Genomic DNA, 24,681 nt, shown 5'->3' on the forward strand with positions numbered 1-24,681 from the left:
TTTCTTAAAGCTGAGACAACCGAATGATTTCTGCTCTCGACCGCCGCCAGTTCCTCCGCGGCGCGGCCCTCGCCGGCGGCGGCGCCGCCTTGTCAGCCTGGCTGCCGGCCTGGGCGCAGACGATCTCGCCGGGGATGCGACCGACGCTGCCGACCGTGTCGGGCGAAGACATCACGCTCACCATCGCCCGGCAGTCGATGACCATCGACGGGCGCAAGTTCCGGGCAATCGGCCTCAACGGCACGGTCCCCGCCCCGCTGATCCGGCTGCGCGAGGGCCAGCGCGTGCGGCTCAACGTCATCAATCAGCTGGAGGAGGACAGCTCGATCCACTGGCACGGGCTGATCCTGCCGGCCAATATGGACGGTGTGCCGGGCGTGTCTTTTCCGGGCATCAAGCCGGGCTCGAACTACCTCTACCAGTTCTCCGTCGTGCAAAGCGGCACCTACTGGTACCACAGCCATTCAGGCCTGCAGGAACAGGAAGGCCATTACGGCCCGATCATCATCGATCCCGCCGGTGCCGATCCGGTCGCCTATGACCGCGAGCATGTCATCGTGCTCGCCGATCACAGCGCGCTCTCGCCGCAGGCGATCTTCCGGCGCCTCAAGGCCAACCCCGGCCATTTCAATTTCCAGCGCCAGACCCTGGCCGGGCTCCTGTCGGGCAAGGATCAGCCGCTCAAAGACCGGCTCGACTGGGGCCAGATGCGGATGGACCCGGCCGACATCTCCGATGTGACCGGATCCACCTACACCTATCTCGTCAATGGCCATGGTCCGATGGACAACTGGACCGCGCTCTTCACCCCGGGCGAACGGGTGCGGCTGCGGGTCATCAATGCGTCGGCGATGACCACCTTCAACGTCCGCATCCCCGGCCTGCCGCTGACCATCGTCCAGGCCGACGGGCAGAATGTGGTGCCGGTCACCGTCGACGAGTTCCAGATTGGTGTTGCCGAGACCTACGACGTCGTTGTCAGCCCAGGCGATGACAAGGCCTACACCCTTGTCGGCGAGGCGATCGACCGCTCGGGCATGGCGCGTGCCACGCTCGCGCCGAGGGCCGGCATGGCCGGCGAGGTTCCCCCCTTACGCAAACGGCCGCTCGCCGACATGAAGGACATGGGCATGGACATGTCCTCGATGCCGGGCATGGAAGGCATGGACATGTCGGGCGGCGCTATGCGGGGCGTCGATCCGACGGCCGAGAAGAACGCGTCCGCGCGCCTCGCGACCGGCGCGGCGGCAGCGATGGCGACCATGGACAATAGCGCCATGGCAGGCATGGATCATTCGGGGATGGATCATGGATCGATGGCCGGCATGGACCACGGCGCGATGGGCGCCGATGGCCAGATGGCGGGCATGGATCATGGCGGGCACGCGATGGGCTCGATGAAGATGCGCGACTTCTCGAACGCGCCGCAGGTGAAGCGCGACCCGAGCGTCCAGACCATCTCGCCGATGCCCGTAGACCGCACCGGCGAGCCCGGCCAGGGCCTCGCCGACGTCGGCCACAAGGTGCTTGTCTACAGGGACCTGATGGCGCTCGATCGCAATCCGGACGTGCGCGCGCCGAGCCGCAGCATCGACATTCACCTCACCGGCAACATGGAGCGGTTCATGTGGTCGTTCGACGGCGAAAAAATGTCGGACCATCACGAGCCGATCCCCTTCATCGAAGGCGAGCGGGTGCGCGTCAATCTCATCAACGACACGATGATGGGGCATCCGATCCATATTCACGGGCATTTCTTCGAGCTGGTGACGGGGCATGGCGATCATGCGCCGCGCAAGCATACGGTGATCGTCCAGCCCGGCGGCAAGGTGACCTGGGACTTCACCGCCGACGCGGTCGGCGACTGGGCCTTCCACTGTCATCTCCTCTACCACATGCATGCAGGGATGATGCGGGTCGTGAGCGTCCGTCCGAAGGGAGACGCGCAATGACCCGCATCCTCACGCCGCTGGTGAGCGCGATCGCCCTTCTCTCCGCCGCGCCCGCCTTTGCCCAGGATCATTCGATGCACGACATGCCCGGCATGGCGCCGCCGGGCGGGGCGCGGCCGGCGCAGGAGAAAAAGAAGGACAAGGCCGCCGCGCCGCGCCCCAAGCCCGCTACCAGGCCGCGCGCTCAGAAACCAGCGCCGGGCACCATGCCGGCAATGGACCATTCGCAGGACCAGGCCAGTCCTGCGCCACAGGCAGATGCCGCCGGTCAACCGCAACCCGCTGCTCCCGCGATGGCGGAGATGCCGGGCATGGACCACTCCCGGCATCAGGACGGCGCGATGCCGGACATGCCCGGGATGGACCATTCGCAGCATGGCCAGACCGCCATGCCCGGAACCTCCGCCATGCCCGGCATGCAAATGACCGGCACGGCGCTTCCGGCCGGCAATGCGCCCCCGCCGCCTCCCCCCAGCGACCACTTCGCCGATCGTGATTTTCCCGGCGCCGAGATGGCGCGCTCACGCGACATCATGATGAAGGACAGCGGCGGCAACAATTTCGGGCAGGTGCTGCTCAACCTGTTCGAGTATCAGGCGCATAGCGGTCGCGATGGCTATCGCTGGGATGGCGAAGGCTTTTACGGCGGCGATATCAACCGGCTCTGGCTCAAGAGCGAGGGCGAAGGCGAGTTCGGCCGCGGCATCGACAGCGCGGAGGTGCAGGTGCTCTATAGCCGGGCCATCGACCCCTATTTCAATCTTCAGGGCGGTATCCGCCAGGACTTCGGCCGCGGGCCCGACCGCACTTACGCGACGGTCGGCGTCGAGGGCCTGGCTCCCGGCATGTTCGAAGTCGAAGGCGCGCTGTTCCTCTCGACCAAGGGCGATGTTCTGGGCCGGGTCGAGGGCTATTACGACCAGCGCATTACCCAGCGCCTGATCTTGCAGCCGCGCGCCGAGGTCAATTTCGCCGCGCAGGATATTCCGGAGAACGACATCGGTTCGGGGCTGGTCAACATAGAGCTCGGCGCGCGCCTGCGCTATGAGTTCAGCCGCCAGTTCGCACCCTATATCGGCGTCTCTTATCTGCGCAAAGCCGGCGACACGGCGCGGCTGTCGAGGCTTGCCGGCGAGGACGTCCATGCGACCAGCTTCGTCGCCGGCGTTCGCTTCTGGTTTTAGCATCAGGACGGCTGATGGCGGGGGCGAACAGGAGAGCGGGGCGTTACACTCATACCAAGGTCGGCCGGCGCCGAGCGAAGGAGATACGCCATGGACCATTCGTCCCACATGAACACCCGGAAGATGGGCGCCTATTGGAGCCTTGCCGTTCAGACCGTCATCAGCGGCGTCATCATGTATCTGGTGATGTTCGTCATGATCGACGGGCTCGACAGCTTCTACAACAACCTCAACATGCTCTACATGACGCTGATGATGGTCGCGCCGATGGTGGTGCTGATGATCGTCGCCATGCGGCACATGTTCGCGTCGAAAGCCGCCAACATCGCGCTGATCGCCGCGTCGCTGGTCGCCTTCTTCGGCAGCTTTGCGCTCATCCGCACCCAGACCACGATCGGCGACACGGCCTTTCTGCGCTCGATGATCCCGCATCATTCCGGGGCGATCCTGATGTGCCAGGAAGCAAAGCTCAGCGATCCGGAAGTCATCCGGCTTTGCGAAGCGATCAAGCGCTCGCAGCGGCAGGAAATCGACGAGATGAAGGCCATACTCGCGCGGCGCTGAGTGGCACGGTCGGGCTACGCCCGGATCCGTGCGCCCGGCCAGGCCCGTGAGCCGGGACGATGGTCGACACGAGGCGCGGGCCGGACGAGATTGCCAGCGACGTAGCGCGGCTTGCGCCGCTGTTCCTGCGACAGGCTGGCGGCCACGTCCTGACGCTGCTCGATCCTGCCGGGATCGTGCTGAGCTATAATGAAGAAGGCGAGCGTGCCGAATGCTGGCCCCTCGATCGCGTCCTGGGACAGCCCCATGACCTGTTCTACCCGCCCGACGAGATTGCGGCCGGCCGCCCGTGCGCAGACCTGGCGGCCGCCCTTCACGAAGGCACGCTGGAGCGCGAAGCGTGACGGGTCTGCGAGAACGGCGCGGAATATCTCGCGCGCCTGACGATCAGCGCCCTGTTCGAAGGCGACGCACATCGAGGCTTTGCCTGCATCAGTCGCGATGTCACCGACGAGGCGGCGGTCCGGGCGTCAATCGAGACCCGCGAGCAGCATCTCCAGTCGATCCTGGCGACCGTCCCCGATGCGATGAGCATCATCGACGAGACCGGCGCCATCACGTCGTTCAGCGCGGCCGCCCAACGCCTGTTCGGCTATTCGGAAACCGAGCTCGTCGGCCGCAACGTCTCCTGCCTGATGCCCCAGCCCGATCGCGACCGGCACGACGAATATATCGCGCATTATCTCCAGACCGGCGAGCGCCGGATCATCGGCCTCGGCCGCGTCGTGGTCGGCCAGCGCCGCGACGGCTCGACCTTCCCGATGCAGCTGTCGGTTGGCGAGGCCGGTGAAGACGGGCAGCGGTTGTTCACCGGCTTCATCCGGGATCTCACCGCCAAGGAGCAGGATGAGCTCAGGCTCAAGGAACTGCAGGCAGAGCTGGTCCATGTCTCCCGGCTGAGCGCGATGGGCACGATGGCCTCGACCCTCGCGCATGAGCTCAACCAGCCGCTTGCCGCGGTCGCGCTCTATCTCGAGACGATCCGCGACATGCTCGACGAGCGGGACGACGAACCCTTCGTGTCGCTACGGTCGGTGATGGATGATGCGGCACAGGAAACGCTGCGGGCCGGCCATATCGTCCGGCGCCTTCGCGATTTCGTCGCCCGCGGCGAGGTCGACAAGAGCCTCCACGAGCTGCCGCAGGTCATCGCCGAGGCGAGCCAGCTCGCGCTGGTCGACGCCCGCGAGCGCGGCATCCGCAGCTTCTTTGCAGTCGATCCCGCCGCGACGCCGGTCCTCGTCGACAGGGTGCAGATCCAGCAGGTGCTGGTCAACCTGATGCGCAATGCCATCGAGGCGATGGCGGCGTGTCCGGTTCGCGACCTCAAGGTGGCGACCAGGTTGCGCCCTGACGGGCTGATCGAGGTGACCGTGGAGGATACCGGCCCCGGCATCGCCGACGAGGTCCGCGAGCAGCTCTTCACGGCGTTCAACTCGACAAAGGCCGACGGCATGGGCCTCGGCCTTTCGATCTGCCGGACCATCATCGAAGCGCATGGGGGCCGTATCTGGATGGAGCGCCCCGACCGCGGCGGCGCGCGCTTTCATTTTACCTTGATCCATGCGCGGGCGGAGGAGGAACATGGGGGATAGACGCGTCATCCATCTGGTCGACGACGAGGAGAGCATCCGCAAGGCGGCGAGCTTTGCGCTCAAGACCGCGGGCTACGACGTCGTGACCTATGCCTCCGGCGTGGAGCTTCTCAAGGAGGCGAAGTCGGCGGCCGTCGGCTGCGTCATCCTCGACGTGCGCATGCCCGAGATGGACGGTCTCGAGGTTCAGGCCGCCATGGCAGCACGCGGGGTCAACATGCCGGTCATCGTCCTGACCGGCCATGGCGACGTGTCGGTTGCGGTGCAGGCCATGAAAGGCGGCGCGGTCGACTTTCTCGAGAAACCCTTCGAGAAAGCCGCCCTGCTCGGCGCCGTCAGCCGCGCGTTCGCGCGTCTCGACGATGTCGACCTTCGTACCCTGGAAACGTCCGAAGCAGGGGTGCGGGTCGCTGCACTGACGCCCCGGGAGCGGGAAGTGCTCGAAAGGCTGGCCAACGGCCTGCCCAACAAGACGATCGCCTATGACCTGGGCTGTTCATCGCGAACGGTCGAGGTCCATCGCGCGAGCCTGATGGCCAAGCTCGAGGTCCGCAATCTGTCCGAAGCCCTGCGGATCGCCTTTGCCGCGGGCATGGGCCGCAAGCCGAAGTGACTGCGACCTCTACGTAGCGACGGGACGAGGCGCGATATGCGATCGATGGTGCAATCGTCACACGGGTGTCCGCTTCTCGCAATGCCATCGGTCCGTTCCACCCAGCATGATGGCAGATACACCATCCTCGTCTCCGACGACGATCCCGGCGTGCGGCGTGGCCTCCAGCTGCTGCTGAGATCGCGCGGCTATGCCGTGTGGGGATATACGACCGGCCGCGCGCTGTTGGCCGACCCCCGCGCGAAGGAGGCGGACTGCGTCATCCTCGACTATCGCATGCCCGACATCGACGGATTCGCGATGCTGCGTCACCTTCGCGAGATCGGATGGTCGGGACGGGCCATCATGATCTCAGGCTTTCACGACACGCTGCTGGCCTCGCGGGCCGCCGAGGCGGGCTTCGATCACGTTCTCGCAAAGCCGTTGATCGGCAGGGCTTTGCTCGATGCGTTGGACCGGCACCGCGCCGAGACGCTTCGAAAGCATTGAACTGTGGCAACCTGCCCCCGGCGGCCTCAGCCCTGCGCGATGTGGACAGCGGTCAGCGACGTCAAAGCCAGTGGTTGCGTTTGAACCGGATGTAGAGTCCGATGCAGACCGCAGCGATGACGCCGAGGATGACGAAATATCCCCACTGCGTCTTCAGTTCGGGCATATTCTCGAAGTTCATCCCGTAGATCCCGGCAATCGCGGTAGGCACCGCGAGGATCGCGGCCCAGGCGGCGAGCTGACGCGTGATCGCACCCTGGCGCTGCTGTTCGAGCAGGTGACTCGCCTCGAACACCGAGATCAGGATGTCGCGGATGCCGGTGATGGCGCTCTCAACCCGGAGCATGTGATCGAGCAGATCACGGAAATAGGGTTTGGAGGCCTCATCAAGCCGCGGAAGCTGCAGGTTCACCAGCTTGCGACCGACCTCGAGCATGGGTCCGAGCACGCGCTGGAAGCGGACGAGCTCACGCCGCAGCGTGAAAATCCGGGTCACCTCCTCGCGGGTGAGAAAGGCTGCAAGCATGCGCTGCTCCATCTTGAGGACGTCCTCCTCGATCGCCTCGACGATCGGGAAATAGCCATCGACGATGAAGTCCAGAATGGCATGGAGCACATAGTCCGGGCCCTCGCGCAGCAGGTCCGGCGTGATTTCGAGATGCGCGCGAAGCTCGCTGTGCGAGCGTGCCGAACCCTGCCGAACGGTGATGAGGAAATTCTTGCCCAGGAAAATCGCGGTGGAGCCGTAGGCGATATGATCGCCTTCAAGATGTGCCGTCCTGGCGACGATGAACAACTGGTCACCGTAGACGTCGAGCTTGGAAATCTGGTGGCCGTTGCCGGCATCTTCCACGGCAAGCGGGTGAAGGCCGTAATTTCCGGCGATGTCGGCAAGTTCTGTTTCGCTGGGCTGGGAGAGGCCGATCCACACAAAGTCATCCTTGGCGATATGCTCGCACGCCGGATCGATCAGGGTCACCGGCCGCAGCCGTTTGCCCTCGTGATAAAGAAAGGCGGCGACGACGCTCATGGCACTTTCCGGTGCCGCCACCTGCGGCGGCGACCGGAAGCCGTGTGCCTCGCCCATTGAGACGCGTGCACAAGCAGGCGCGCCTCGCCCTTTAACCCCAGTCGCAGGAAGACGAAGGCGGCGCGCAGCAATTCGAGCGAGAGCTTATAGAAGATGCGGCGGAGCGTTGGGTTTCGCAGAAGGCCGCTCCCGTTCATGACGCGCGTGGCTGGGCGGCGCGCTGCCACATCAAGGGCACGCAGACTGCGAAGGTCCGCGCACCCTTGATTGGCGACCGCGAAGGTTTTCCTCTCTTGCGATGGTACCAAGCGATTGCCCGTTTGGCGCTTCGGCAATCGTGTCGGATGGCTATACCTAAGTATCGGATAGCGGCGCTGACGACAGGGGTTGCCGGGCCCCGGTGAGGCGCATCGCACCGCGCGGAGACGAAAGCTGGAAGACGGGAAAGCTCAACTGTCGAAAGCGACCGAGCGCGCGAGCGCTTCCTGGGACTGCAGAAAGGCGAGCCGCGATTGCAGCGCCGCCTGGACAACGCCGAAAGCGTCACCCCCCAGAGTCACGCGCAGCGGCGGATGGTCGCTGGTTGCGACATCGACGATCGCTTGCGCGATCTTTTGCGGGTCGAGCGTGTAGAGCTCGTTTCCGGCGGTCTCGAACATCTTGCGGATATCGCCGGCGGGCGTATCGCGATAGGCGGCGATCTCGCTGGCGAATTGCAGGTTGTGGCTGAAGCTGGTGCGCGCGCCACCCGGCTCGATCAGCGTCACGAACAGGTTGAAGGGTTCAAGCTCCTGGCGGAGGCATTCGCTGAAGCCCTCCAGGCCCCATTTGGCCGCATGATAGAGACTGCTCGTCGGAAGCGAGCCCTGACCGCTGGCGCTGGAGATCTGGATGATCCGGCCGCTCCCGCGCAGGCGCATCGCGGGGACAAAGGCGCGGGTGATGTGGATGGGCGCCATGAGATTGAGCGCGATCTGGCCTTCGACCTCGGCGTCCGACATCTCTTCGGTGGCGCCGATCACGCCGCCGCCGGCGTTGTTGACCAGAATATCGACGGGTCGACGCGCCTGCGCCCGGGCCACGACCGCAGCAATATCGTCCTTGACCGTGACGTCGAGCGCTTCGACGCGCAGCTGGCTCGGATATTTCGCCGCAAGGTCGTCGAGGCTTTCGGGCCTGCGAGCCGTCGCGGTAAGGTCGTCGCCCGCGGCCAGGATCAGTTCGGCCAGATGGCGGCCAATGCCGCTGGACGCGCCCGTGAGAAACCAGTGATTGGACATATGCTGCTCCATATATTACCAACTGGTAGGTAACTTCATATGTGGAATGCGTCAATGCCGGGAGGTGTGATGAAGGAACGAACCAGGCGGAATGCCGCACAGAGCCGCGAGACGCTCCTGGCTGCAGCGACCGAGGAGTTCGCGTCCCATGGGCTGGCGGGCGCGCGGATCGATCGCATTGCGCAGGCGGCGGGTATCAGCAAGCCGATGCTCTACACCTACTTCGGGGACAAGGAGGCGCTCTTCGATGCCGCGCTGACGCAGGAAGTGATGGACGCGGCGCAGGCCGATCGCTTCGATCCCAATGATCTTGAGGGTTATGCGGGGCGCACCTATGACTTGCTGGTCGAGCGCCCGCGCTTGTGGAGGCTGCTGACCTGGCATCATTTGGAGCGTGGCCAGGATGTTCTGATGCTCCCGGCCGGCGAGGTCCTTCTCGGGGAGAAGCTGGACGGGATCGCAGCGGCGCAGGCCGAGGGGCGGATCGTCGCCGACTTCACGCCCATGGACGTCGTCCGGCTTGTCGCCGCCCTCACCCAGCTCTGGTGCATGACCGGAGCCGCACGCGACGCTACCGAGCATGCGGCGCGCAGGGCGACGATCATGCGGGCGGTGGGGCGACTGCTGCGCGTGTGATCGTGCGAGGCGCGCGTTGCCCGCCCGCGCGCCGATCAGGACACAGCAAGCTCCATCGCACCCCGCGACATTACCCGACCGCGAAGATACGGCGGCTCATCTGCTCGCGCTGCCCGTGGACACGGCGGGCCGAGCGACGATCAGAATTGCGCGGCCACAGCCGAACCGGAGTGGATCGGCAAGTGAGCCCGTCGCAGCGCGATGACCTCAGGTCGCAGGCCTTGATGCGCGACGTTTCGTAAGCAGTCGTTTGAGATCCTTCGCAAGGCGATAAAACAGAATGACGATCCCGGTGACCACGATGAGCAACGTCGCCGATGCAGCGACAACGATCAGTGGATGGTTGTAACTGCGCGAGGCGCCAAGGTTCATGATATGGATTTTGTAAAAGAAATCATAGAAGTCCCACAGGTCCGAACGGCGACTGAGCACCTCTCCGGTGAACGGATCCAGATAGAGGCGACTATGCTCCTTGTCGGCGAAGCTGGCGCGCCACAGCGGCCCGCCGACCTGCGCTTCCTCGGGCGCCGTTTCCTGATAGTCGACCGCCTGCAGCCTGCCGGATCCTTTGTAGGACATCAGAGCATAGCGCCGAGCGTCTGCCAGACTGATCTCATCGACATTTTCGCCAGTGTAGGCGTTCCACCAGCTTTCGCTTCCGCCCCGCGCCTTGAGGACCCATATCGGACCGCGCGGCGTATTTTTGAGCGTGGCCTCGTTGAGGTCGGTGTGGCATGCGATCTTCGATCCCATGCGACGGAAAGCGGATAGTGCAGACGCCCCCGCCTGCAAAATCCCTCGCGAGCTATGGCAAATCCGGCTCGCCGCTGGATGCCCCCGCGCGCCACAAGCGCGCGGGGATCCGGGGGTCAGAAGGGCACGTCGTCGTCGAGCTCAGGATCAGGGTCGCCGGCCTCGTCGGACTTCGATTTCGCCCGGCTGAGGAAGTCGATCGTCTCGGCGATGATCTCGGTGCCGTAGCGCTCGACGCCGTCGCCATCGGTCCATTCGCTGTAATGGATGCGGCCGCGCACCAGCAGCTTCATGCCCTTGGTGCAATGCTCCTGCACGGTCTTGCCGAGGCCATTGAACGCGGTGATCCGATGCCATTCGGTGTCCTGGACGCGGTAGCCTTTCTCATCGCGAACGACCTTGCCTTCCGAATAGCGGGGACGCGAGGTCGCCAGGGTGAAGTGGGTGATGCGGGTCCCGCCCTGGGTGGTGCGGCTCTCCGGATCCATGCCGATATTGCCGGCAAGAATGACGATGTTCTGCATGATCAAATCTCCGTTGCTTCCGTCCGAGGGACCGTCCCTCCGACGAGACCCGGCCAAGACCGGCGGGAGACGAGGGCATCGACGCGCAAGCGGCGACCCGACCCACAAGGGCCGGAGTGGTGCGGGCAGGCGCGCGAGCGACAACCCGGTCCGGCACCGCGGGGGTTGCCCCACGGCAACCGTCCGGGCTTAGGGGATCAGTCAGGCGGAGGGCGCTTTCCCTCGGCGCCAGGCAACGGCAGAGCCATGTCGCAACATCGCGATGGGCCGAGCTCAGGACATGGACTGCCCGCAATGACTGGTCCGGTTGTGTAGTTAGTTGATCTGCGCCTCTGATACCAGCCTGGGCGGGAGGCGGAGCGTAGCGGAGCCGAGCGGCCAGGCTGGCATCTTGATCGTCTCCGGGGCCGGTGGTCGATATCCGAGACTGCTGTGGGGCCGTGCTCGGTTGTAATGATCGCGCCACCAGCCGGTGACGATCCGCACCTCCTCAAGGCTGTAGAAGATTTCGCCGTTGAGCAGTTCATCTCGCAGACGGGCATTGAAGCTTTCGATATAGCCGTTCTCCCATGGGCTGCCGGGCTCGATATAGAGGGTAATGACGCCAAGCCTGCCGAGTCACTCGCGCACCGCATTAGCGACGAACTCGGGGCCGTAGCACATTGGGAAGCTGCCCCTCGAAGGCAGCATTCGCCTTGATGGAGACAAGGGCGCGTAGCGCCCGACGGCTTCATCAAGGCGGCCATGACCGGCCAGCAGGTCTCTAAAGTGAAGTTGTCGACTCAACACTTTGGAGACTGACCGACCATGACCAAGCGCAGTTCTACTCCGGCCGATGCCGTGCTGGTAGCCATCGATATGTCCAAGCACCGCCAGGAAGTGCTGATCGAACGCCCGGAGGGCGGACGACGTCGCCGCATGACAGTCATGGCTACCAAGGCTGATTACGACCGCCTCGCGGACGATCTGGCAGCCATCGGCAGACCTATCGTCGTTGGCTTTGAGGCCACCGGCAACTACCACCGTACGCTGGCGCACCGACTGCTAGCTGCGGGTTTCGAGCTGCGCCTGATTTCGTCGGTCGCCTTGGCACGGACGCGTGAGGCGTTGCATAATGGCTGGGACAAGAACGATTCCAAAGACGCCCAGGTAATTCTGCACATGCTCCAGATCGGCGCCACTCAGCGCTACGTCGACCCGCTGGCCGCCGGCATCAACGACCTGCAGGAGATGTCGAAGACGCACGAGGCCATTTCCAAGGCGAAGACGCAGACCTGGCACCGCATCCTGACCCATTACCTGCCTTTGTATTTTCCCGAGATCGAACGTTTTGCGGGCAACAGCCGGTCCGACTGGTTCCTGGCTCTGCTCGAACGGTTTCCGACACCGGCCAGCATGACGACGCTCGGTCAGGAGGCCTTCACGCGCGAGGCCTGGTCACTGGTCGGCCGCAAGGTCTCCAAGGCCCGCTTAATCAACGATATCTACGAGACGGCCTGCGCCTCGGTTGCACTGCCGGTCGACGAGGAATCCGTCGCGGTCGCCATGTTCCGCATGGTCATCGCACAAGCCCGCAGCCTGATCCGGCAACGCGATGAGATCGAGCGGACCGCCAATGCCATGCTCAGCGAGAACCGCGACTATCAGCTCCTGCGCATGATCCCCGGGATCGGCCCGATCAACGCGCTGACGATCCTCGCCGAGGCTGGCGATCTTCGGCGCTTCAACCATCATCGCCAGTTCCTGAAGTTTTGCGGGCTCGACCTGGCCACCTGTCAGTCAGGCACCTTCCGAGGCCGAACCAAGCTCTCGAAGTAGGGTCGTGCGGCTGAGCGGAACAGGAAAGTGTCATAAGGCACTGTTTGGCTCGATACAGCGATAGATGGTGGCCGGGTGAACGTTGAAGGTCCTTGCGACGGCGCTAATGGACTTACCCTCGAGAACGAGTTGGCGAGCGAGCTCCGCCTGATCTGGGCGCATTTTCTTTGGGCGTCCGAAGCTCACACCGCGCGCCATCGCCGCCTTTCGCCCCTCCTCGGTTCGGCTCAATATGAGAGTCCGCTCGAACTGGGCGATCCCAGCGAATACGGTCATGATCATCACGCCAGACGGGGACGTGGTATCGGCCCAAGGTTCATCAAGCGATTGTAATCCTGCCTGCTTTTCCTTGATGCGTTCCGCGATGTGCAGGAGTTCGATGGTGGATCGCGCCAAACGATCGAGGCGGGCGACGACGAGAACATCGTCTTTGCGCAGGTGACCCATCAGCTTTTCAAGCTCGGGCCGGCCACGAGCGGCCCCCGATATTTTCTCTTCGAACATCATTTCACAGCCCGCCTCCGAGAGCCGACCGCGCTGGATTTCCAAGTTCTGATCCTCGGTGGAAACGCGCGCGTAGCCGAGCTTCATGCGACTGCTCCAGATATTGTGCGAAAGTTACTGCAAAACAATTTTGTTTCGCACATATGTTTTGCGAAGAAATTCGCCTTGTTTATCGGCATGGGCCGTCCCTGTCTCTTATACACATCTCCGACCGCGCTGGATTTCCAAGTTCTGATCCTCGGTGGAAACGCGCGCGTAGCCGAGCTTCATGCGACTGCTCCAGATATTGTGCGAAAGTTGCTGCAAAACAATTTTGTTTCGCACATATGTCTGTCTCTTATACACATCTAGATGTGTATAAGAGCCAGCGGTGGCACGTTTCCGGCTGACCCGATGGCTCTACGCCCTGTCTCTTATACACATCTAGATGTGTATAAGAGCCAGCGGTGGCACGTTTCCGGCTGACCCGATGGCTCTACGCCCTTTGCTGGAGCGGCGACGATCGGCCCGGCCCCCTGATTGATCGAGCTGCGGCCTGGCTGATCGCCAACAAGGTGCTGCTGCCGGGCGTCACGGTCGTCGAGCGCCTGGTTGGCAGGATCCGCGATCGTGCGCGGACCAGGCTTTGGCGCCATCTGGTCGCCAGCTTGAGCGATGACCAGCGCGTGCGCATCGCCGCGCTGTTTGACGATGGCGACACATCCACGTTCGCCGCCCTGGACGCGCTCCGGACCGTTCCCTCCAAGCGCATGCCGACCGAACTCTTCCGACACCTTGATCGGCTCGATGCGGTCCGGGCGTTCAATCTGCGGCCGGCGCCACCGCGGGGCGTTCCCGCCACAACCCTTGAGCGGCTCGCGCGGGTAGCGCGCGTCGGCAAGCCCTCGGCCATCGCCGCCCTTCAGGAGCCTCGTCGAACCGCGACCGTAGCCGCGCTCTTCCATACGCTCGAAGCGGCGGCCCAGGACGACGCCGCCGAGCTGGCCGAGGCTCTGCTCGCCGACTTGGTGAAAGGGGCTGAAGCCGCCGACAAACAGGCCCGCCTGCGCCTGTCTCTTATACACATCTAGATGTGTATAAGAGACAGGCCCTATGATCAACTGCGAACAAAATGGCGGAGCGCCCGGCGATTGTTCTTTGAAATCGCTACCCGCATCGAGACCGACGCTGCCCCAGGTGGCAAAAACGTCACGGCCGCGATCAGCTACCTCAAGGGCGTGGACGACTGGTCCTCTCTCGTCAAGATGCGCGGCGCACCGATCGCTGCGGTCTCGAAGGCGTGGAGGCAACATGTCCTGGATGACGATGGCAGGATGCGCGACCCGAAGGCCTATGTCTTCGCGATCATCGATGCGTGGCGTCTGGCGATCAAGCGTCGCGATGTGTTCGCCAAGCCCGGCATCCGATACGGGGATCCCCGGCGCGGGATGCGCGAGGGCGAGTCCTGGCACAATTCCAGGGTGATGGTAGCACGCGCCCTGGGCCGCTCTCTGGAAGCCGACATTGAGATTGACGGTCTCTCCCGCCTTCTCGACGAGGCATATCGACATGTCGTTGCGCGCGCCGGCGACAATCCGGACCTGCGCTTTGAGACGGTCGCCGACAAGATGGGGATTGTGGTCACGCCCCTCGCCAAGCTTGATGAACCCGAGAGCCTTCGAGCACTTCGCGCCGCCGTCCCAACGCGCATGCCGAAGGCCGGAATGCCCGACATCTGTCTTGAAGTCATGGCGCGAACCGGATTTGCCAAGTCCTTTACGCATCTGAGCGAGCGTCAGGCCACCGTCGAGCACTTCGAGATAAGCCTGTGCGCGACCTGTCTCTTATACACATCTAGATGTGTATAAGAGACAGCCTTTACGCATCTGAGCGAGCGGCAGGCCACCGTCGAGCTCTTCGAGATAAGCCTGGGCGCGACCCTGGTCGGCGGCGCTTGCAACATCGGGCTTGAGCCGATCGTGCGCCCGGAATTTGCGGCTCTGCGTCGCGACCGTCTTTCTTGGGTCGGTCAGAATTTCATTCGGCCCGAGACCATCGCCGCGGCCAACGCCGCGATCGTTTCCGCTCACAGTCGGCTGGATATCGTCCAACATTGGGGCGCAGGCGAGGTGGCCAGCGCCGACGGCATGCGTGTTGTCGCTCCGTCGAGCGCCATACACGCCGGGCTCAACCCCAAATATTACGGCCAGGAGCGCGGCGTCACTTGGTACAACATGATTTCCAATCAGTTCAGCGGTCTGACCGGAGCGGTCATCCCCGGCACGTTGCGCGACAGCCTGGTCGTCCTGGCTCTCCTGCTGGAGCAGGAAACCGAGCTCGATCCTCTGGAGATCATGACCGACACCGCCGCCTATTCCGACGCCATTTTCGGTCTGTTCTGGCTCTTGGGCTACCGGTTCAGCCCCCGTCTGGCGGACATCGGCGACGCCAAACTCTGGCGTATCGACCGCCAGGCGAGCTATGGGCCGTTCGATCAGACCGCCTGGGGCAGGGTTAAAATCAATCTGATCCGGGAAAACTGGTCCGACCTTATCCGCTTGGCCGGATCGCTCAAGCTCGGCCACCTCAAGGCCGCAGGCGTCATGCGAATGCTGCAGGTCAAAGACCGCCCAACAACGCTGGCCAAGGCCCTGTCTGAACTCGGCCGCATCATCAAGACGCTGCATATCCTGCGATACATCGATGACCGGCCGTTCCGGCGACGAATATTGTTTCAGCTCAACCGGCAGGAATTGCGCCACAAGCTCGGTCGGCGCGTCCATCACGGCGATCGGGGCGAAATCAGAAGCCCTCTGCGTCAGGGCCAAGAGGAGCAGCTTGGGGTCCTCGGTCTGGCCCTCAACTCCATCGTCCACTGGAACGCTGTCTACATGCAGGAAACCGTGCGCCAACTCAGCGAGGCCGGGACGCCGCCGCTGCCCGCCGATATCGCTCGGCTCTCGCCGATATCTTGGCGTCACATCAATTTCCTCGGCCGCTACGACTTCTCCGTGCCTGACGCCGTCGCAAACGGCGGCCTCAGACCGCTACGCCAACCTAATGCCGAATGGGACTTTTGAAAGGAAATAATGCCCCTTACGACACTTGCCTGTTCCGCTCAGCCGCACGACCCAAGTACGGCAATGCCCGGCTACGCCGCACCTTCTGGATGGCGACCCAGGTCGCCATTCGCCAGCGCGACAACAGTTTCCGCGACAAGCTTGGTCGCTATGTGGCCGGCCACGGCAACGACCCTGATCGCCGCCGCAAGGCGATGACCGCACTCACCGCCAAGATGGCGCGCGTCGCGCACGCCGTCATCAAGACGGGAACCGAGTACCGTCCGTTCGTCGAACGGACGGACACCAGATGGAAGGACCCCTCTCTGTGGAGCCGTGAGGGCGCAGCCGCGACCCTGTAGATAATGTTCGGGCCTTCCATCTGGCATCCGCATCTCATTTTAAGGACGGTGAGGACCACGACCGGTGCGGTCGCTGGATCCTGTGTTTGCTATGGCCGAGAGCGCATTCCTTGACGATGGAAGCCATCTGGATCAAAAAGTCATCAGCGCCGATCACGCTCGGCGCAACGAGACCTGCTGGCCTTTTCCCGCCGCTGCTTCCCAACCTAGGACGTTATCGGATCTGATATGCTCGGGCGGCCCATGCTCGATGAACAGATCGGTCAGCACGTCAATCACGTCGTTCGACCGGAAGCGCCGCAGCGGCACCATCGCCAGGCATTCCCGGCTGAACTCGTCGATAATGTCGAGCATTCGGAACTTGCGACCGTTGTGCGTCTGATCCTCGACGAAGTCGTAGGACCACACATGCCGCGATGCTCCGGGCGCAGCCGGATGCACGATCCGTCGCCGAGCCAGAGCCGCCGCCGTTTCGGTTGCCGCTTCGGCACTTTAAGACCCTCCCGCCGCCAGATACGCTCAACCACTGACAGGCTGACCTGCCAGCCCGCCTGGCCCAGCAAGACATGGATGCGGCGATAGCCATACCGGCCATAGTCCTTGGCCAGCGCGATGATGTCGGCTGTTAGCCGCCGCTCGTCGGCATCATCCTTCGGTGGATGGCGCTGTGTCGAACGATGCTGGCCCAGAACACGGCAGGTCCGTCGCTCCGATACCGGCAACGCGCGACGGATCTGCTCGATCGCCTCACGGCGACGGGAGGGACTCAAAAAGTCAGCTTCGACGCCTCTTGCAGGATCGCCTTGTCGAGCGCGAGGTCGGCCACCAGCTTCTTCAGCCGCGCATTCTGGCGCTCCAGATCCTTCATTCGCCGCGCCTGGTCGACCTTCAGCCCGCCATATTCCTTGCGCCACCGATATAGCGTCTGCTCCGCGATCCCGATCTGGCGGCAAGCCTCCACCGCTGTGCCGCCTCGCCCCACAATCACCTCTACTTCACGCAGCTTCGCTATGATCTGCTCCGGCGTAAACCTCTGACGTCCCATACATTTCTCCAATTCTCATGCCCAAATGGGCTCTCTTCAGAATTGGACCAGTTTTTCCAAGGTAGACCACTATCCCTCCGTCAGACCGATGCCAGCCTCACAGGAGGTTTCGGGCAACAGCGGCAAGACTGAGTGCAAGCGCGACAAGGCTGGGAATGATGACCGCCGCCCCGCAGATGAAGGCAAGGACGCCCACCCAATTCCAACTCGGTGCCTGCATCATCACTTCGTCCTTTGCCCAATGGTGTCCACACCACCATCCTTATCGCAAACGATTTGCCTCGCCCTCGGTTTCGGGTCGCCAATCATCAGGTTCGACAAGAGGCTGGTCTGACTTGGCGTCGGTCACGACTCGCTCGGCCGCTCCATCCAGATCATCATACTGCCCGGTGCGCATCGACCAAAGAAAGGCGCCCAGCCCAGCAAGGCCCATCAGCAGCGCGACCGGCACCAGCCACAGGATCCCGCTCATCGGGTAGCGGCCAGGGGAACGAGGGTCGGTGCCGGCGCTCGCCTGCTAAGCCGTGATCCGCGTGCTGCGGGAATTCGCAGAGAGTTCGCAACGACCGAAATCGACGAAAGCGACATGGCGACGGCAGCAAGCAGTGGGGTGACATAGCCCGCCATGGCCACAGGAATCACCAAAAGGTTATAACCGACGGAAAGCGCCAGGTTCTGGCGGACACGTTGCCGGGCCGCGCGCGCGATCTGCACAGCGCGCGGAACCGCATCGAGATCCTGGCCGAGATAAACAATATCCGCGGCCGCCCGACCGATGTCGGCGGCATTGGAAGGAGCCATCGAAACGTGCGCCGCCGCCAGTGCCGGTCCATCGTTCAGCCCATCACCCACCATCAAGGTCAGGCGCTGACTGTCCGCCAGCGCCTGAAGCCGCTCCACCTTATGCTGCGGCAGCAATCCGGCACGCCAGTGGGCGCTACCGATCGCGTTCGCGACCCCCGACACAGAAGCAATGAGATCGCCCGAAAGCAGTTCGATACGCAGCCCAAGCGCGTCAAGCTTGGCTACCGCTTCCCGCGCACTCGTCTTTTCAACGTCCAAGAAGGCAAAATGGCCGGCAAGCTCACCATCGACCGAGAACACGGTCTGGAAACCGCCACTCTCGCCCGTGCCTGGATTCAAAGCCCAATCGGCACGCCCCAGGCGAAACAGATGGCCGTTCCGCTGGCCCTCCAAACCCCGGCCCGGCAGCTCGGAAAAACTGTCCAGATCGAGGCCGGACAAGGCGCCGCCGTTGGCGGCAATCGCGCGTGCGACGGGATGGTTGGAACGCGACGCCAGCGCCATCACGATTGCGCGATAGGGTTCATCGATGGCGATCTTGCTCACTCGCAAATCGCCATGAGTGAGCGTGCCGGTCTTGTCAAAAATCACGGTATCGACCTGTGCAAGCCGCTCGAGCGCGCTTCCATCCTTGAGCGCGATGCCGTGCTCGAACAAGCGCTTCGCCGCGGCGACCTGAACCATGGGTATGGCGAGACCAAGCGCGCAGGGACAGGTCACAATGAGCACCGAAATGGCAATGGTCAGCGCCCGATGCCAATCGCCTGTGTCAAGGAACCACCCGGCAAACACGGCCAAGGCCAGCGAATGGATGATCGGCGAGTAATAGGCCGCAACACGGTCGGCGAGACGGCGATAGCGTGCTCTGCCCTGCTCGGCCGCTTCCATCATTCGCACCATTTCGGATAGAAAGGACCGCGCGTGGCTGTTGGTCACACGCACCTTGAGCGAACCATTGAGATTCAGCATGCCCGAAACGAGCGTGCTTCCCGGTCGTACCGGCACCGGCATCGCCTCGCCCGTGACCGCGGCAGTGTCGAGATCGCCCTCGCCCGCAAGGACAAGACCATCCAGCGGAACACGCTCGCCTGGCGCGACGAGGATGACATCACCCACCGAGACATCCTCGAGCGGTCTAAAAGCGCGCGATCCATCCGTGCCGATTACATTCGCGCCCGCAGGCGTCATTCGCGTCAGCCCGAGCACGGCCGAACGGGCCTTGTCACGCATGGCATGGTCGAGCGTTCGTCCGACAAGCAGGAAAAAGATCAGCGTCACGACCGCGTCGAAATAGGCATGGCGTCCGAAATGCAGCGTGTCGTAGATGCTGAGACCCAGTGTCAGGACGATGCCGATCGAGATGGGCACATCCATATTGGTGCGTCCCGCGCGCAATGCCGACCATGCCGACAAGAAGAAGATGCGCCCCGAAAAGAATACCGCGGGAAGCGCGAGCAGCGCCGAGATGAGATGGAACAGCTGCCGCGTAGCGGGGTCGGCGCCTGACCAGACCGACACCGAAAGCAGCATGATGTTCATCGCCGCGAAGCCGGCGACCGCTGTCGCGACGATCAGCCGGCGCTTTTCGGGATCGGCGCGTTCGTCCGGTTGGCTGAGAAGATTTGCCTCGAAGCCCGCCTCGTTCAGCGTTGCCAGCAAAGGCGGTGCACTCGCGGTTTGCGCTTGCCGCCATGTGACGGTCACACGCCGCGTCGATAGATTGACCCGAGCCGCTACGACGCCCTCGAGGTTACCAAGGATGCGCTCGATCTTCGCCATGCATCCGCCGCAATGCGCGGTCGGGACCGACAGTTGCGTCCTCATCGTTCCGTCATCCAGCGATTGGCTGGCGAAGATGAGTTCATCGACCGATTGCCCGGTCAATGATGTCGGCGCCTGGACGGCAGGCATGGCATGGCTGGCCATGTCTAGGCCTGCGTGTCTGAGACCGCGCGATAGGCATGCCATGTGGCATGTCCAAGCCACGGGAAGATGACGATGAGGCCGATCAAGCCCGTAGCCGCGCAGAGTATGAAAAGCGCAAGGACGATGGCGCCCCAGACGATCATCGGCGCAAGGTTGTTCCAGACGAGCGCCGTGCTTGTTCCCATCGCCGTGAGCGCATCGACCTTGCGATCGAGGAGCATCGGAATGGCAAAAACACTGATCGCAAAAGCGAATGAGGCGAACAGGCCGCCCACCGCCGTGCCGACGCCGAGAATAATCCATCCCACCGGCTCGGTCAGCAGGAAGGCGGTTATGTGAGGCAGGCCGGGAAAGGGGCGCACGCCGAAGAACAACGCATAGATGAGCACCGCGGATCGCATCCACAGTAGCATCAGCAGGCTGAGCAGGACCCCGGTGAAAAGCACCTGCGGGCCCGCCGCCGGTTTCACCAGGAGCATTTCGCGCAGCGACGTATCGCGTCCCGCTTCTCGGTTGCGGCTTTTCTCATAGAGTCCGATGGCCAGCAGCGGGGCAATGATCATGAAGCCGGCGAGCGCGGGAAAAAGAATATAGTCGCGGCCATACAGCGCGAGCATCGCGACAGCAGCGAGAGACAGAAGGAAAATGCCCAGACCGTAGGCCAGGCTCGGCATCGGCCGATGGAAAAGATCCTGCCATCCGGCCTTGAGCCATTGGAAGCCGATGGAAGCGGGAAGATGGCGCTGAAACCGCGCGCTCTTCGTCTCCTCGATGCCCGAGGTCTGGCTCAGCAAGCCATAAGAGGGGCTTTTATCGCTCATGTCCCGCTACCTTTCAGCATGCCGATTTCGCCGCGCGATACTGCCCGCTCCCGTTCGCGCGTTCCTTCAAATGTCCCACGCATTCGGGCTGCGAGCGAAAGGCGACGTAGAAAAAATGCGCGTTCGCAAGAACGAACAGCAAAAGGCCTGCTGCCACCAGCGTCCAGACCAGCCACCGGGATCGGGATCGCATGGCCGTCATCGCTGAGGCGCGCTCAGCGAATGAACATAGAGCGCCAATATCTTGATATCCGAGTCCGTAAGCCGCTCGTCCCATGTCGGCATATGCCCCTGGCGTCCGCCATGGACGGTCTCCACGATCTGATCGATGTCTCCTCCATAGATCCAACGCGCGTCCGTCAGATTGGGAGCGCCGACATCGCGCTTCCCGCGCGCATCCTCGCCATGGCAAATCGCGCAATTGGCCATGAAGACCTCGCGCCCCGATACAATCGACGTCCGATTGGCATTCGTCACGAACTTGGGATGCGACAAGGCGTAGACATAGTTGGCCGCCAGACTGACCTGATCGGCATCGAGTATCCCGTCGCGTCCGAACGAGGGCATCTGCGAGACGCGCCCCTGCGGATGCTCCACATTGACCCCAACACGCATGGTCTGCGCGATCGTCTCAAGGTCGCCGCCCCAGATCCAGTCGTCATCGGTCAGATCGGGATAACCATAACCCCCCTTGGCATTAATGCCGTGGCAGGCGGCGCAGTTGTCGCCGAACAACCGGTGGCCGGTGCTACGCACGATGGTCATGAGCCGGGGGTCGGCCGCGATCTGCTCGAGGTTCTCGCTTTCGATCCGCTTTATCCAGTCGGCCCGTCCCGCCTGCGAATCGACCAGGTGCTTTTCGACCGAGGTGCGCTGGTCGATGTTGAGAATTCCCTTGGTGTAGGTGTCGCCCAAGGGCCAAGTCGGCATGAGAATCCACCAGGCGAAAGCGAAGAGATGGGTGACGATCAGAAAAATCAGCACACCCTTGGGGACCGGCGTATCGAGCTCCTTGATGCCATTCCAGACATGGCCGGTCGTTTCATGACCGCTGACGGGATCGCGCTCTACGTCCATGGCTTGTCGTCCTGATCGAGAACGCTTTGTTTGGCTCGGTTGAACTTGCCACGATTGGACGGCCGGAACGTATAAATGAGGACACCGATCATCAGACCGATGAGGTAGAACAGCCCCCAGCTTTTCGAGAATGCAACAAGAGCCTCGTGGCTTATGTCCATGCCTGCCTCCTCATGTCATTTCACCGGCTCTGGCGGCTTCTGCGGCGCGGCCGTATTCTTGTACGGCACGTCGGTCAGCCGGCCGAGAACCTGAAGATAGGCGACGAGCGCGTCCATCTCGGTGACCTCGGTCGCCACATCGTCGAACACGCGAACCTGCGTTTCTTCGCCATACCGCTCGGTGATACCGGACGAGGTCGAGCTTTCCGGTGTCGCCTGGTCGAAGGCATCGACGCTCGCATTCTCGATCATGGCATCGGTGTAGGGCACCCCCGCGGCCCGCAGCGCCTTGAGGTGCAAGGGCAGATCAGCGAGGCGCAAGGGCGTCCGCGCCAGCCAGGGATAGGCCGGCATATTGGAATCGGGCACCACATCGCGCGGATTGGTCAGATGGGCGACGTGCCAGAAATCGGAATATTTGCCGCCAACGCGGGCGAGGTCGGGTCCGGTGCGCTTCGAACCCCAGAGCATCGGATGGTCATATTTGGATTCGACCGCGAGCGAATAGGGACCATAGCGCTCAACTTCGTCCTGCAGCGTCCGGATCATCTGGCTGTGACAGGCATAGCATCCTTCGCGCACATAGATGTTTCGCCCCGCCAGTTCGAGCGGCGTGTAGAGCCGCATGTCTGGCGCCTCCTCGACCGTCTCGTCGATCGTGAAAAGCGGAGCGATCTCGACGAGGCCGCCGACACTGGCAGCCGCGATGATGGCGAGCACGAAGCCGATCGCCGAACGTTCGAGCTTGCGATGAAACAGTTCCGCCACGGCTCAGGCCCTCCCCGCCGCCGTCGCGGCCTGTAGCGGGACGTCGCCTTCGAACGGCGCCTGGGCCGAGGCGGCGCGAATGGTCCTCCACATATTGTAGGCGCCGATCACAGCACCGATCAGGAACAGAAGGCCGCCGAGCGTACGCGCGATGTAATAGGGATACATGGCTCTGAGCGAATCCAGGAAGGAGTAGGCTAGCGTGCCTTCCTCCGTATAGGTCCGCCACATCAGGCCCTGGATGATGCCCGAGTTCCACATGGCAAAAATGTAGACAAGAGTGCCGGCAAGCGAGAGCCAGAAGTGCCACTCGACCAAGGCGGGCGAATACATCGCCTCGCGCTTCCACAAGGACGGCACCAGCGTGTAGAGCGAGCCGAAGGTGATGAGCGCCACCCAGCCGAGCGCGCCGGCGTGAACATGGCCAACCGTCCAGTCGGTGTAATGCGAAAGCGAATTGACGGGCCGGATGGCGAGGAACGAACCTTCAAAGGTCGAGATGCCATAAAACACCGCCGCGACCATCATGAAGCGGAGCGTCGCATCATCGCGCACGCGGTGCCAGGCGCCGTTCAATGTTAGCAAGGCGTTGCCAGCCGAAGCCCATGACGGCACGAGGAGCATCACCGAGAAGGTCATGCCCAGCGTCTGAACCCAGTGCGGTAGGGCGGTATAATGAAGGTGGTGGGAACCCGCCCACATGTAGAAGAAGGTAATGCCCCAAAAGCTCAGGATCGAGAGACGGTAGGAGAAGATCGGCCGCTGGGCCCGGATGGGCAGGTAGTAATAGAGCATGCCCAGGAAGCCCGCCGTCAGGAAGAAGGCGACGGCGTTATGACCATACCACCACTGCACCATAGCATCCTGGACGCCCGACCAGATGGTGTAGCTCTTCGCATGGCCCAGCGAGACCGGAATCGCGAGATTGTTGATGATATGGAGTATCGCGACGACGAGAATGAAGGCCATGAAGTACCAGTTGGCCACATAAATGTGTGGTTCCTTGCGGCGTGCGAGCGTCCGGATGTAGAGGATGAAGTAGGTCACCCAGACGATCACCAGCCAGATGTCGGCATACCATTCGGCCTCGGCATATTCCTTCGATTGGGTAACCCCGAGCAGATAACCGCTGGCCGCGAGGATGCAGAACAGGTTGTAGCCCACCAGCACGAACCAGGCCGAAAGCTGATCGGGAAGACGCGCCCGCGAGGTCCGCTGCACGACATGCAGCGAGGTGGCGATGAGCGCGTTGCCGCCAAAGCCGAAGATCACGCCGCTGGTGTGCACCGGTCGCAAGCGGCCGAAGCTCGCCCAGGCACTGTCAAACGTCAGGTCAGGGAATGCCAGCAGCGCGGCGACCCAGACCCCCACGAACATCGCCACCACCGCCCAAGCCATGCTGGCGATGATGCCGGCCTTGATGGGCTCGTCATAGTAGCTTTGCAAACGGGATTTTGGCGGTTCCGGTCCCCAGATGCCGCGGATTACGATGATGGCGCAAATGGCGGCAATGGCCAGGATCAGCCAGCCGTGGATTTCCATTGTGTCCTGATTGCCTGCCGCTGCGAGAACGAGGCCGCACAGACCGACGGCAACGGAAATGGCGAGCGCGATCTGGCGTTCGGTCTCGGTCAAGGTCAGTATCATGGCCGATCTATTTCCCCCCTCATCGGTCATCGCCACGGGCTGACAGCGCAGCAGCAGGTTCGCTCCCGATGGGAACACAGCTCGCGCCGA

General features: G+C 63.0%; 19 protein-coding genes and 7 pseudogenes. 11 read left to right on the forward strand and 15 right to left on the reverse strand.

Features of this window, described 5'->3' with window-relative positions; translation table 11 throughout:
- Window positions 1–23: 23 nt before the first annotated feature.
- From FE851_RS22640 to FE851_RS22665, 6 genes and pseudogenes are all read left to right on the forward strand, one after another.
- The gene (locus FE851_RS22640; protein WP_021238864.1) at window positions 24–1,952 is read left to right on the forward strand and encodes a copper resistance system multicopper oxidase; all 1,929 of its coding nucleotides are present in this window, start codon (window positions 24–26) and stop codon (window positions 1,950–1,952) included.
- Window positions 1,949–3,136 (forward strand): copper resistance protein B, encoded by a 1,188-nt coding sequence (locus FE851_RS22645; RefSeq protein WP_066701153.1) that lies wholly within the window; start codon window positions 1,949–1,951, stop codon window positions 3,134–3,136. Before FE851_RS22640 ends, FE851_RS22645 begins: the two co-directional genes overlap by 4 nt.
- Before the next feature lie 90 nt (window positions 3,137–3,226).
- A complete protein-coding gene (locus FE851_RS22650) occupies window positions 3,227–3,700 on the forward strand; it encodes a DUF305 domain-containing protein (protein ID WP_004212732.1) in 474 nt (157 codons plus the stop codon).
- Between the two features lie 59 nt (window positions 3,701–3,759).
- Window positions 3,760–5,295, forward strand: a pseudogene (locus FE851_RS22655) (PAS domain S-box protein).
- A complete protein-coding gene (locus tag FE851_RS22660) occupies window positions 5,285–5,908 on the forward strand; it encodes a response regulator transcription factor (protein ID WP_145206777.1) in 624 nt (207 codons plus the stop codon). Before FE851_RS22655 ends, FE851_RS22660 begins: the two are co-directional and overlap by 11 nt.
- A gap of 81 nt (window positions 5,909–5,989) precedes the next feature.
- Window positions 5,990–6,397 (forward strand): response regulator, encoded by a 408-nt coding sequence (locus FE851_RS22665; protein WP_021245219.1) that lies wholly within the window; start codon window positions 5,990–5,992, stop codon window positions 6,395–6,397.
- A gap of 61 nt (window positions 6,398–6,458) precedes the next feature.
- Here FE851_RS22665 and corA read toward each other — a convergent pair whose 3' ends face one another.
- Together corA and FE851_RS22675 are read right to left on the reverse strand one after the other, a co-directional pair.
- Window positions 6,459–7,427 (reverse strand): magnesium/cobalt transporter CorA, encoded by a 969-nt coding sequence (gene corA / locus FE851_RS22670; RefSeq protein WP_004212726.1) that lies wholly within the window; start codon window positions 7,425–7,427, stop codon window positions 6,459–6,461.
- Window positions 7,428–7,876: 449 nt separating this feature from the next.
- Window positions 7,877–8,707 (reverse strand): SDR family oxidoreductase, encoded by an 831-nt coding sequence (locus FE851_RS22675; protein ID WP_021245217.1) that lies wholly within the window; start codon window positions 8,705–8,707, stop codon window positions 7,877–7,879.
- Window positions 8,708–8,776: 69 nt separating this feature from the next.
- On the opposite strand from FE851_RS22675, the gene FE851_RS22680 reads away from it, so the two are divergent.
- On the forward strand, window positions 8,777–9,343 hold the full coding sequence (locus tag FE851_RS22680) for a TetR family transcriptional regulator (protein ID WP_004212724.1): 567 nt from the start codon (window positions 8,777–8,779) through the stop codon (window positions 9,341–9,343).
- A 207-nt stretch (window positions 9,344–9,550) separates the two neighbouring features.
- On the opposite strand, the gene FE851_RS22685 is transcribed toward FE851_RS22680, so the two are convergent.
- The 3 genes and pseudogenes from FE851_RS22685 to FE851_RS22695 all read right to left on the reverse strand — a co-directional run.
- Window positions 9,551–10,096 (reverse strand): PepSY-associated TM helix domain-containing protein, encoded by a 546-nt coding sequence (locus FE851_RS22685; RefSeq protein ID WP_004212723.1) that lies wholly within the window; start codon window positions 10,094–10,096, stop codon window positions 9,551–9,553.
- A gap of 116 nt (window positions 10,097–10,212) precedes the next feature.
- Entirely contained in the window at window positions 10,213–10,620 is a 408-nt protein-coding gene (locus tag FE851_RS22690; protein ID WP_004212722.1) for a single-stranded DNA-binding protein, read from the reverse strand.
- A 315-nt stretch (window positions 10,621–10,935) separates the two neighbouring features.
- Window positions 10,936–11,274 (reverse strand): annotated as a pseudogene (locus FE851_RS22695) (integrase core domain-containing protein); the annotation flags it as partial.
- A gap of 153 nt (window positions 11,275–11,427) precedes the next feature.
- Here FE851_RS22695 and FE851_RS22700 point away from each other — a divergent pair.
- Window positions 11,428–12,435, forward strand: a pseudogene (locus FE851_RS22700) (IS110 family transposase); the annotation flags it as partial.
- A 33-nt stretch (window positions 12,436–12,468) separates the two neighbouring features.
- Here the strand turns inward: FE851_RS22700 and FE851_RS22705 are convergent.
- Entirely contained in the window at window positions 12,469–13,029 is a 561-nt protein-coding gene (locus FE851_RS22705; protein WP_011950653.1) for a recombinase family protein, read from the reverse strand.
- A gap of 356 nt (window positions 13,030–13,385) precedes the next feature.
- On the opposite strand from FE851_RS22705, the pseudogene FE851_RS27385 reads away from it, so the two are divergent.
- From FE851_RS27385 to FE851_RS22730, 3 pseudogenes are all read left to right on the forward strand, one after another.
- Window positions 13,386–14,753: pseudogene (locus tag FE851_RS27385) on the forward strand (DUF4158 domain-containing protein); the annotation flags it as partial.
- A gap of 102 nt (window positions 14,754–14,855) precedes the next feature.
- Window positions 14,856–16,001: pseudogene (locus FE851_RS22725) on the forward strand (transposase); the annotation flags it as partial.
- A gap of 53 nt (window positions 16,002–16,054) precedes the next feature.
- Window positions 16,055–16,346: pseudogene (locus FE851_RS22730) on the forward strand (IS110 family transposase); the annotation flags it as partial.
- A gap of 209 nt (window positions 16,347–16,555) precedes the next feature.
- Here the strand turns inward: FE851_RS22730 and FE851_RS27040 are convergent.
- The 9 genes and pseudogenes from FE851_RS27040 to ccoN all read right to left on the reverse strand — a co-directional run.
- Window positions 16,556–17,387 (reverse strand): annotated as a pseudogene (locus tag FE851_RS27040) (IS3 family transposase); the annotation flags it as partial.
- 97 nt (window positions 17,388–17,484) lie between these two features.
- Window positions 17,485–17,610: a hypothetical protein gene (locus FE851_RS27045; protein ID WP_004212719.1), complete on the reverse strand. Its 126-nt coding sequence runs from the start codon at window positions 17,608–17,610 to the stop codon at window positions 17,485–17,487.
- A 39-nt stretch (window positions 17,611–17,649) separates the two neighbouring features.
- Complete coding sequence (ccoS, locus tag FE851_RS22750) at window positions 17,650–17,859, reverse strand: cbb3-type cytochrome oxidase assembly protein CcoS (protein ID WP_004212718.1); 210 nt, start codon at window positions 17,857–17,859, stop codon at window positions 17,650–17,652.
- Window positions 17,856–20,117, reverse strand: a complete 2,262-nt coding sequence (locus FE851_RS22755; protein WP_145206780.1) for a heavy metal translocating P-type ATPase — start codon at window positions 20,115–20,117, stop codon at window positions 17,856–17,858. The genes ccoS and FE851_RS22755 overlap by 4 nt, the downstream gene beginning before the upstream one ends.
- A 2-nt stretch (window positions 20,118–20,119) precedes the next feature.
- Window positions 20,120–20,938, reverse strand: a complete 819-nt coding sequence (locus FE851_RS22760) for a DUF2189 domain-containing protein (RefSeq protein ID WP_004212715.1) — start codon at window positions 20,936–20,938, stop codon at window positions 20,120–20,122.
- A gap of 198 nt (window positions 20,939–21,136) precedes the next feature.
- Window positions 21,137–22,015 (reverse strand): cytochrome-c oxidase, cbb3-type subunit III, encoded by an 879-nt coding sequence (gene ccoP / locus FE851_RS22770; RefSeq protein WP_004212713.1) that lies wholly within the window; start codon window positions 22,013–22,015, stop codon window positions 21,137–21,139.
- Entirely contained in the window at window positions 22,006–22,176 is a 171-nt protein-coding gene (locus tag FE851_RS22775) for a cbb3-type cytochrome c oxidase subunit 3 (RefSeq protein WP_004212711.1), read from the reverse strand. Before FE851_RS22775 ends, ccoP begins: the two co-directional genes overlap by 10 nt.
- 15 nt (window positions 22,177–22,191) lie before the next feature.
- Entirely contained in the window at window positions 22,192–22,944 is a 753-nt protein-coding gene (ccoO, locus tag FE851_RS22780) for a cytochrome-c oxidase, cbb3-type subunit II (protein WP_004212709.1), read from the reverse strand.
- 3 nt (window positions 22,945–22,947) lie between these two features.
- Window positions 22,948–24,591: a cytochrome-c oxidase, cbb3-type subunit I gene (gene ccoN / locus FE851_RS22785; RefSeq protein WP_004212708.1), complete on the reverse strand. Its 1,644-nt coding sequence runs from the start codon at window positions 24,589–24,591 to the stop codon at window positions 22,948–22,950.
- Window positions 24,592–24,681: the final 90 nt, after the last annotated feature.

This window comes from Sphingobium sp. B2 (assembly GCF_007693735.1).
GTDB lineage: Bacteria > Pseudomonadota > Alphaproteobacteria > Sphingomonadales > Sphingomonadaceae > Sphingobium > Sphingobium xenophagum.

Coding starts and splice junctions, on each gene's coding strand:
- FE851_RS22640 (WP_021238864.1), top strand. CDS start 24: ATGATTTCTGCTCTCGACCGCCGCCAGTTCCTCCGCGGCGCGGCCCTC.
- FE851_RS22645 (WP_066701153.1), top strand. CDS start 1,949: ATGACCCGCATCCTCACGCCGCTGGTGAGCGCGATCGCCCTTCTCTCC.
- FE851_RS22650 (WP_004212732.1), top strand. CDS start 3,227: ATGGACCATTCGTCCCACATGAACACCCGGAAGATGGGCGCCTATTGG.
- FE851_RS22660 (WP_145206777.1), top strand. CDS start 5,285: ATGGGGGATAGACGCGTCATCCATCTGGTCGACGACGAGGAGAGCATC.
- FE851_RS22665 (WP_021245219.1), top strand. CDS start 5,990: ATGCCATCGGTCCGTTCCACCCAGCATGATGGCAGATACACCATCCTC.
- corA (WP_004212726.1), bottom strand. CDS start 7,427: ATGAGCGTCGTCGCCGCCTTTCTTTATCACGAGGGCAAACGGCTGCGG.
- FE851_RS22675 (WP_021245217.1), bottom strand. CDS start 8,707: ATGTCCAATCACTGGTTTCTCACGGGCGCGTCCAGCGGCATTGGCCGC.
- FE851_RS22680 (WP_004212724.1), top strand. CDS start 8,777: ATGAAGGAACGAACCAGGCGGAATGCCGCACAGAGCCGCGAGACGCTC.
- FE851_RS22685 (WP_004212723.1), bottom strand. CDS start 10,096: ATGGGATCGAAGATCGCATGCCACACCGACCTCAACGAGGCCACGCTC.
- FE851_RS22690 (WP_004212722.1), bottom strand. CDS start 10,620: ATGCAGAACATCGTCATTCTTGCCGGCAATATCGGCATGGATCCGGAG.
- FE851_RS22705 (WP_011950653.1), bottom strand. CDS start 13,029: ATGAAGCTCGGCTACGCGCGCGTTTCCACCGAGGATCAGAACTTGGAA.
- FE851_RS27045 (WP_004212719.1), bottom strand. CDS start 17,610: ATGATGCAGGCACCGAGTTGGAATTGGGTGGGCGTCCTTGCCTTCATC.
- ccoS (WP_004212718.1), bottom strand. CDS start 17,859: ATGAGCGGGATCCTGTGGCTGGTGCCGGTCGCGCTGCTGATGGGCCTT.
- FE851_RS22755 (WP_145206780.1), bottom strand. CDS start 20,117: ATGGCCAGCCATGCCATGCCTGCCGTCCAGGCGCCGACATCATTGACC.
- FE851_RS22760 (WP_004212715.1), bottom strand. CDS start 20,938: ATGAGCGATAAAAGCCCCTCTTATGGCTTGCTGAGCCAGACCTCGGGC.
- ccoP (WP_004212713.1), bottom strand. CDS start 22,015: ATGGACGTAGAGCGCGATCCCGTCAGCGGTCATGAAACGACCGGCCAT.
- FE851_RS22775 (WP_004212711.1), bottom strand. CDS start 22,176: ATGGACATAAGCCACGAGGCTCTTGTTGCATTCTCGAAAAGCTGGGGG.
- ccoN (WP_004212708.1), bottom strand. CDS start 24,591: ATGATACTGACCTTGACCGAGACCGAACGCCAGATCGCGCTCGCCATT.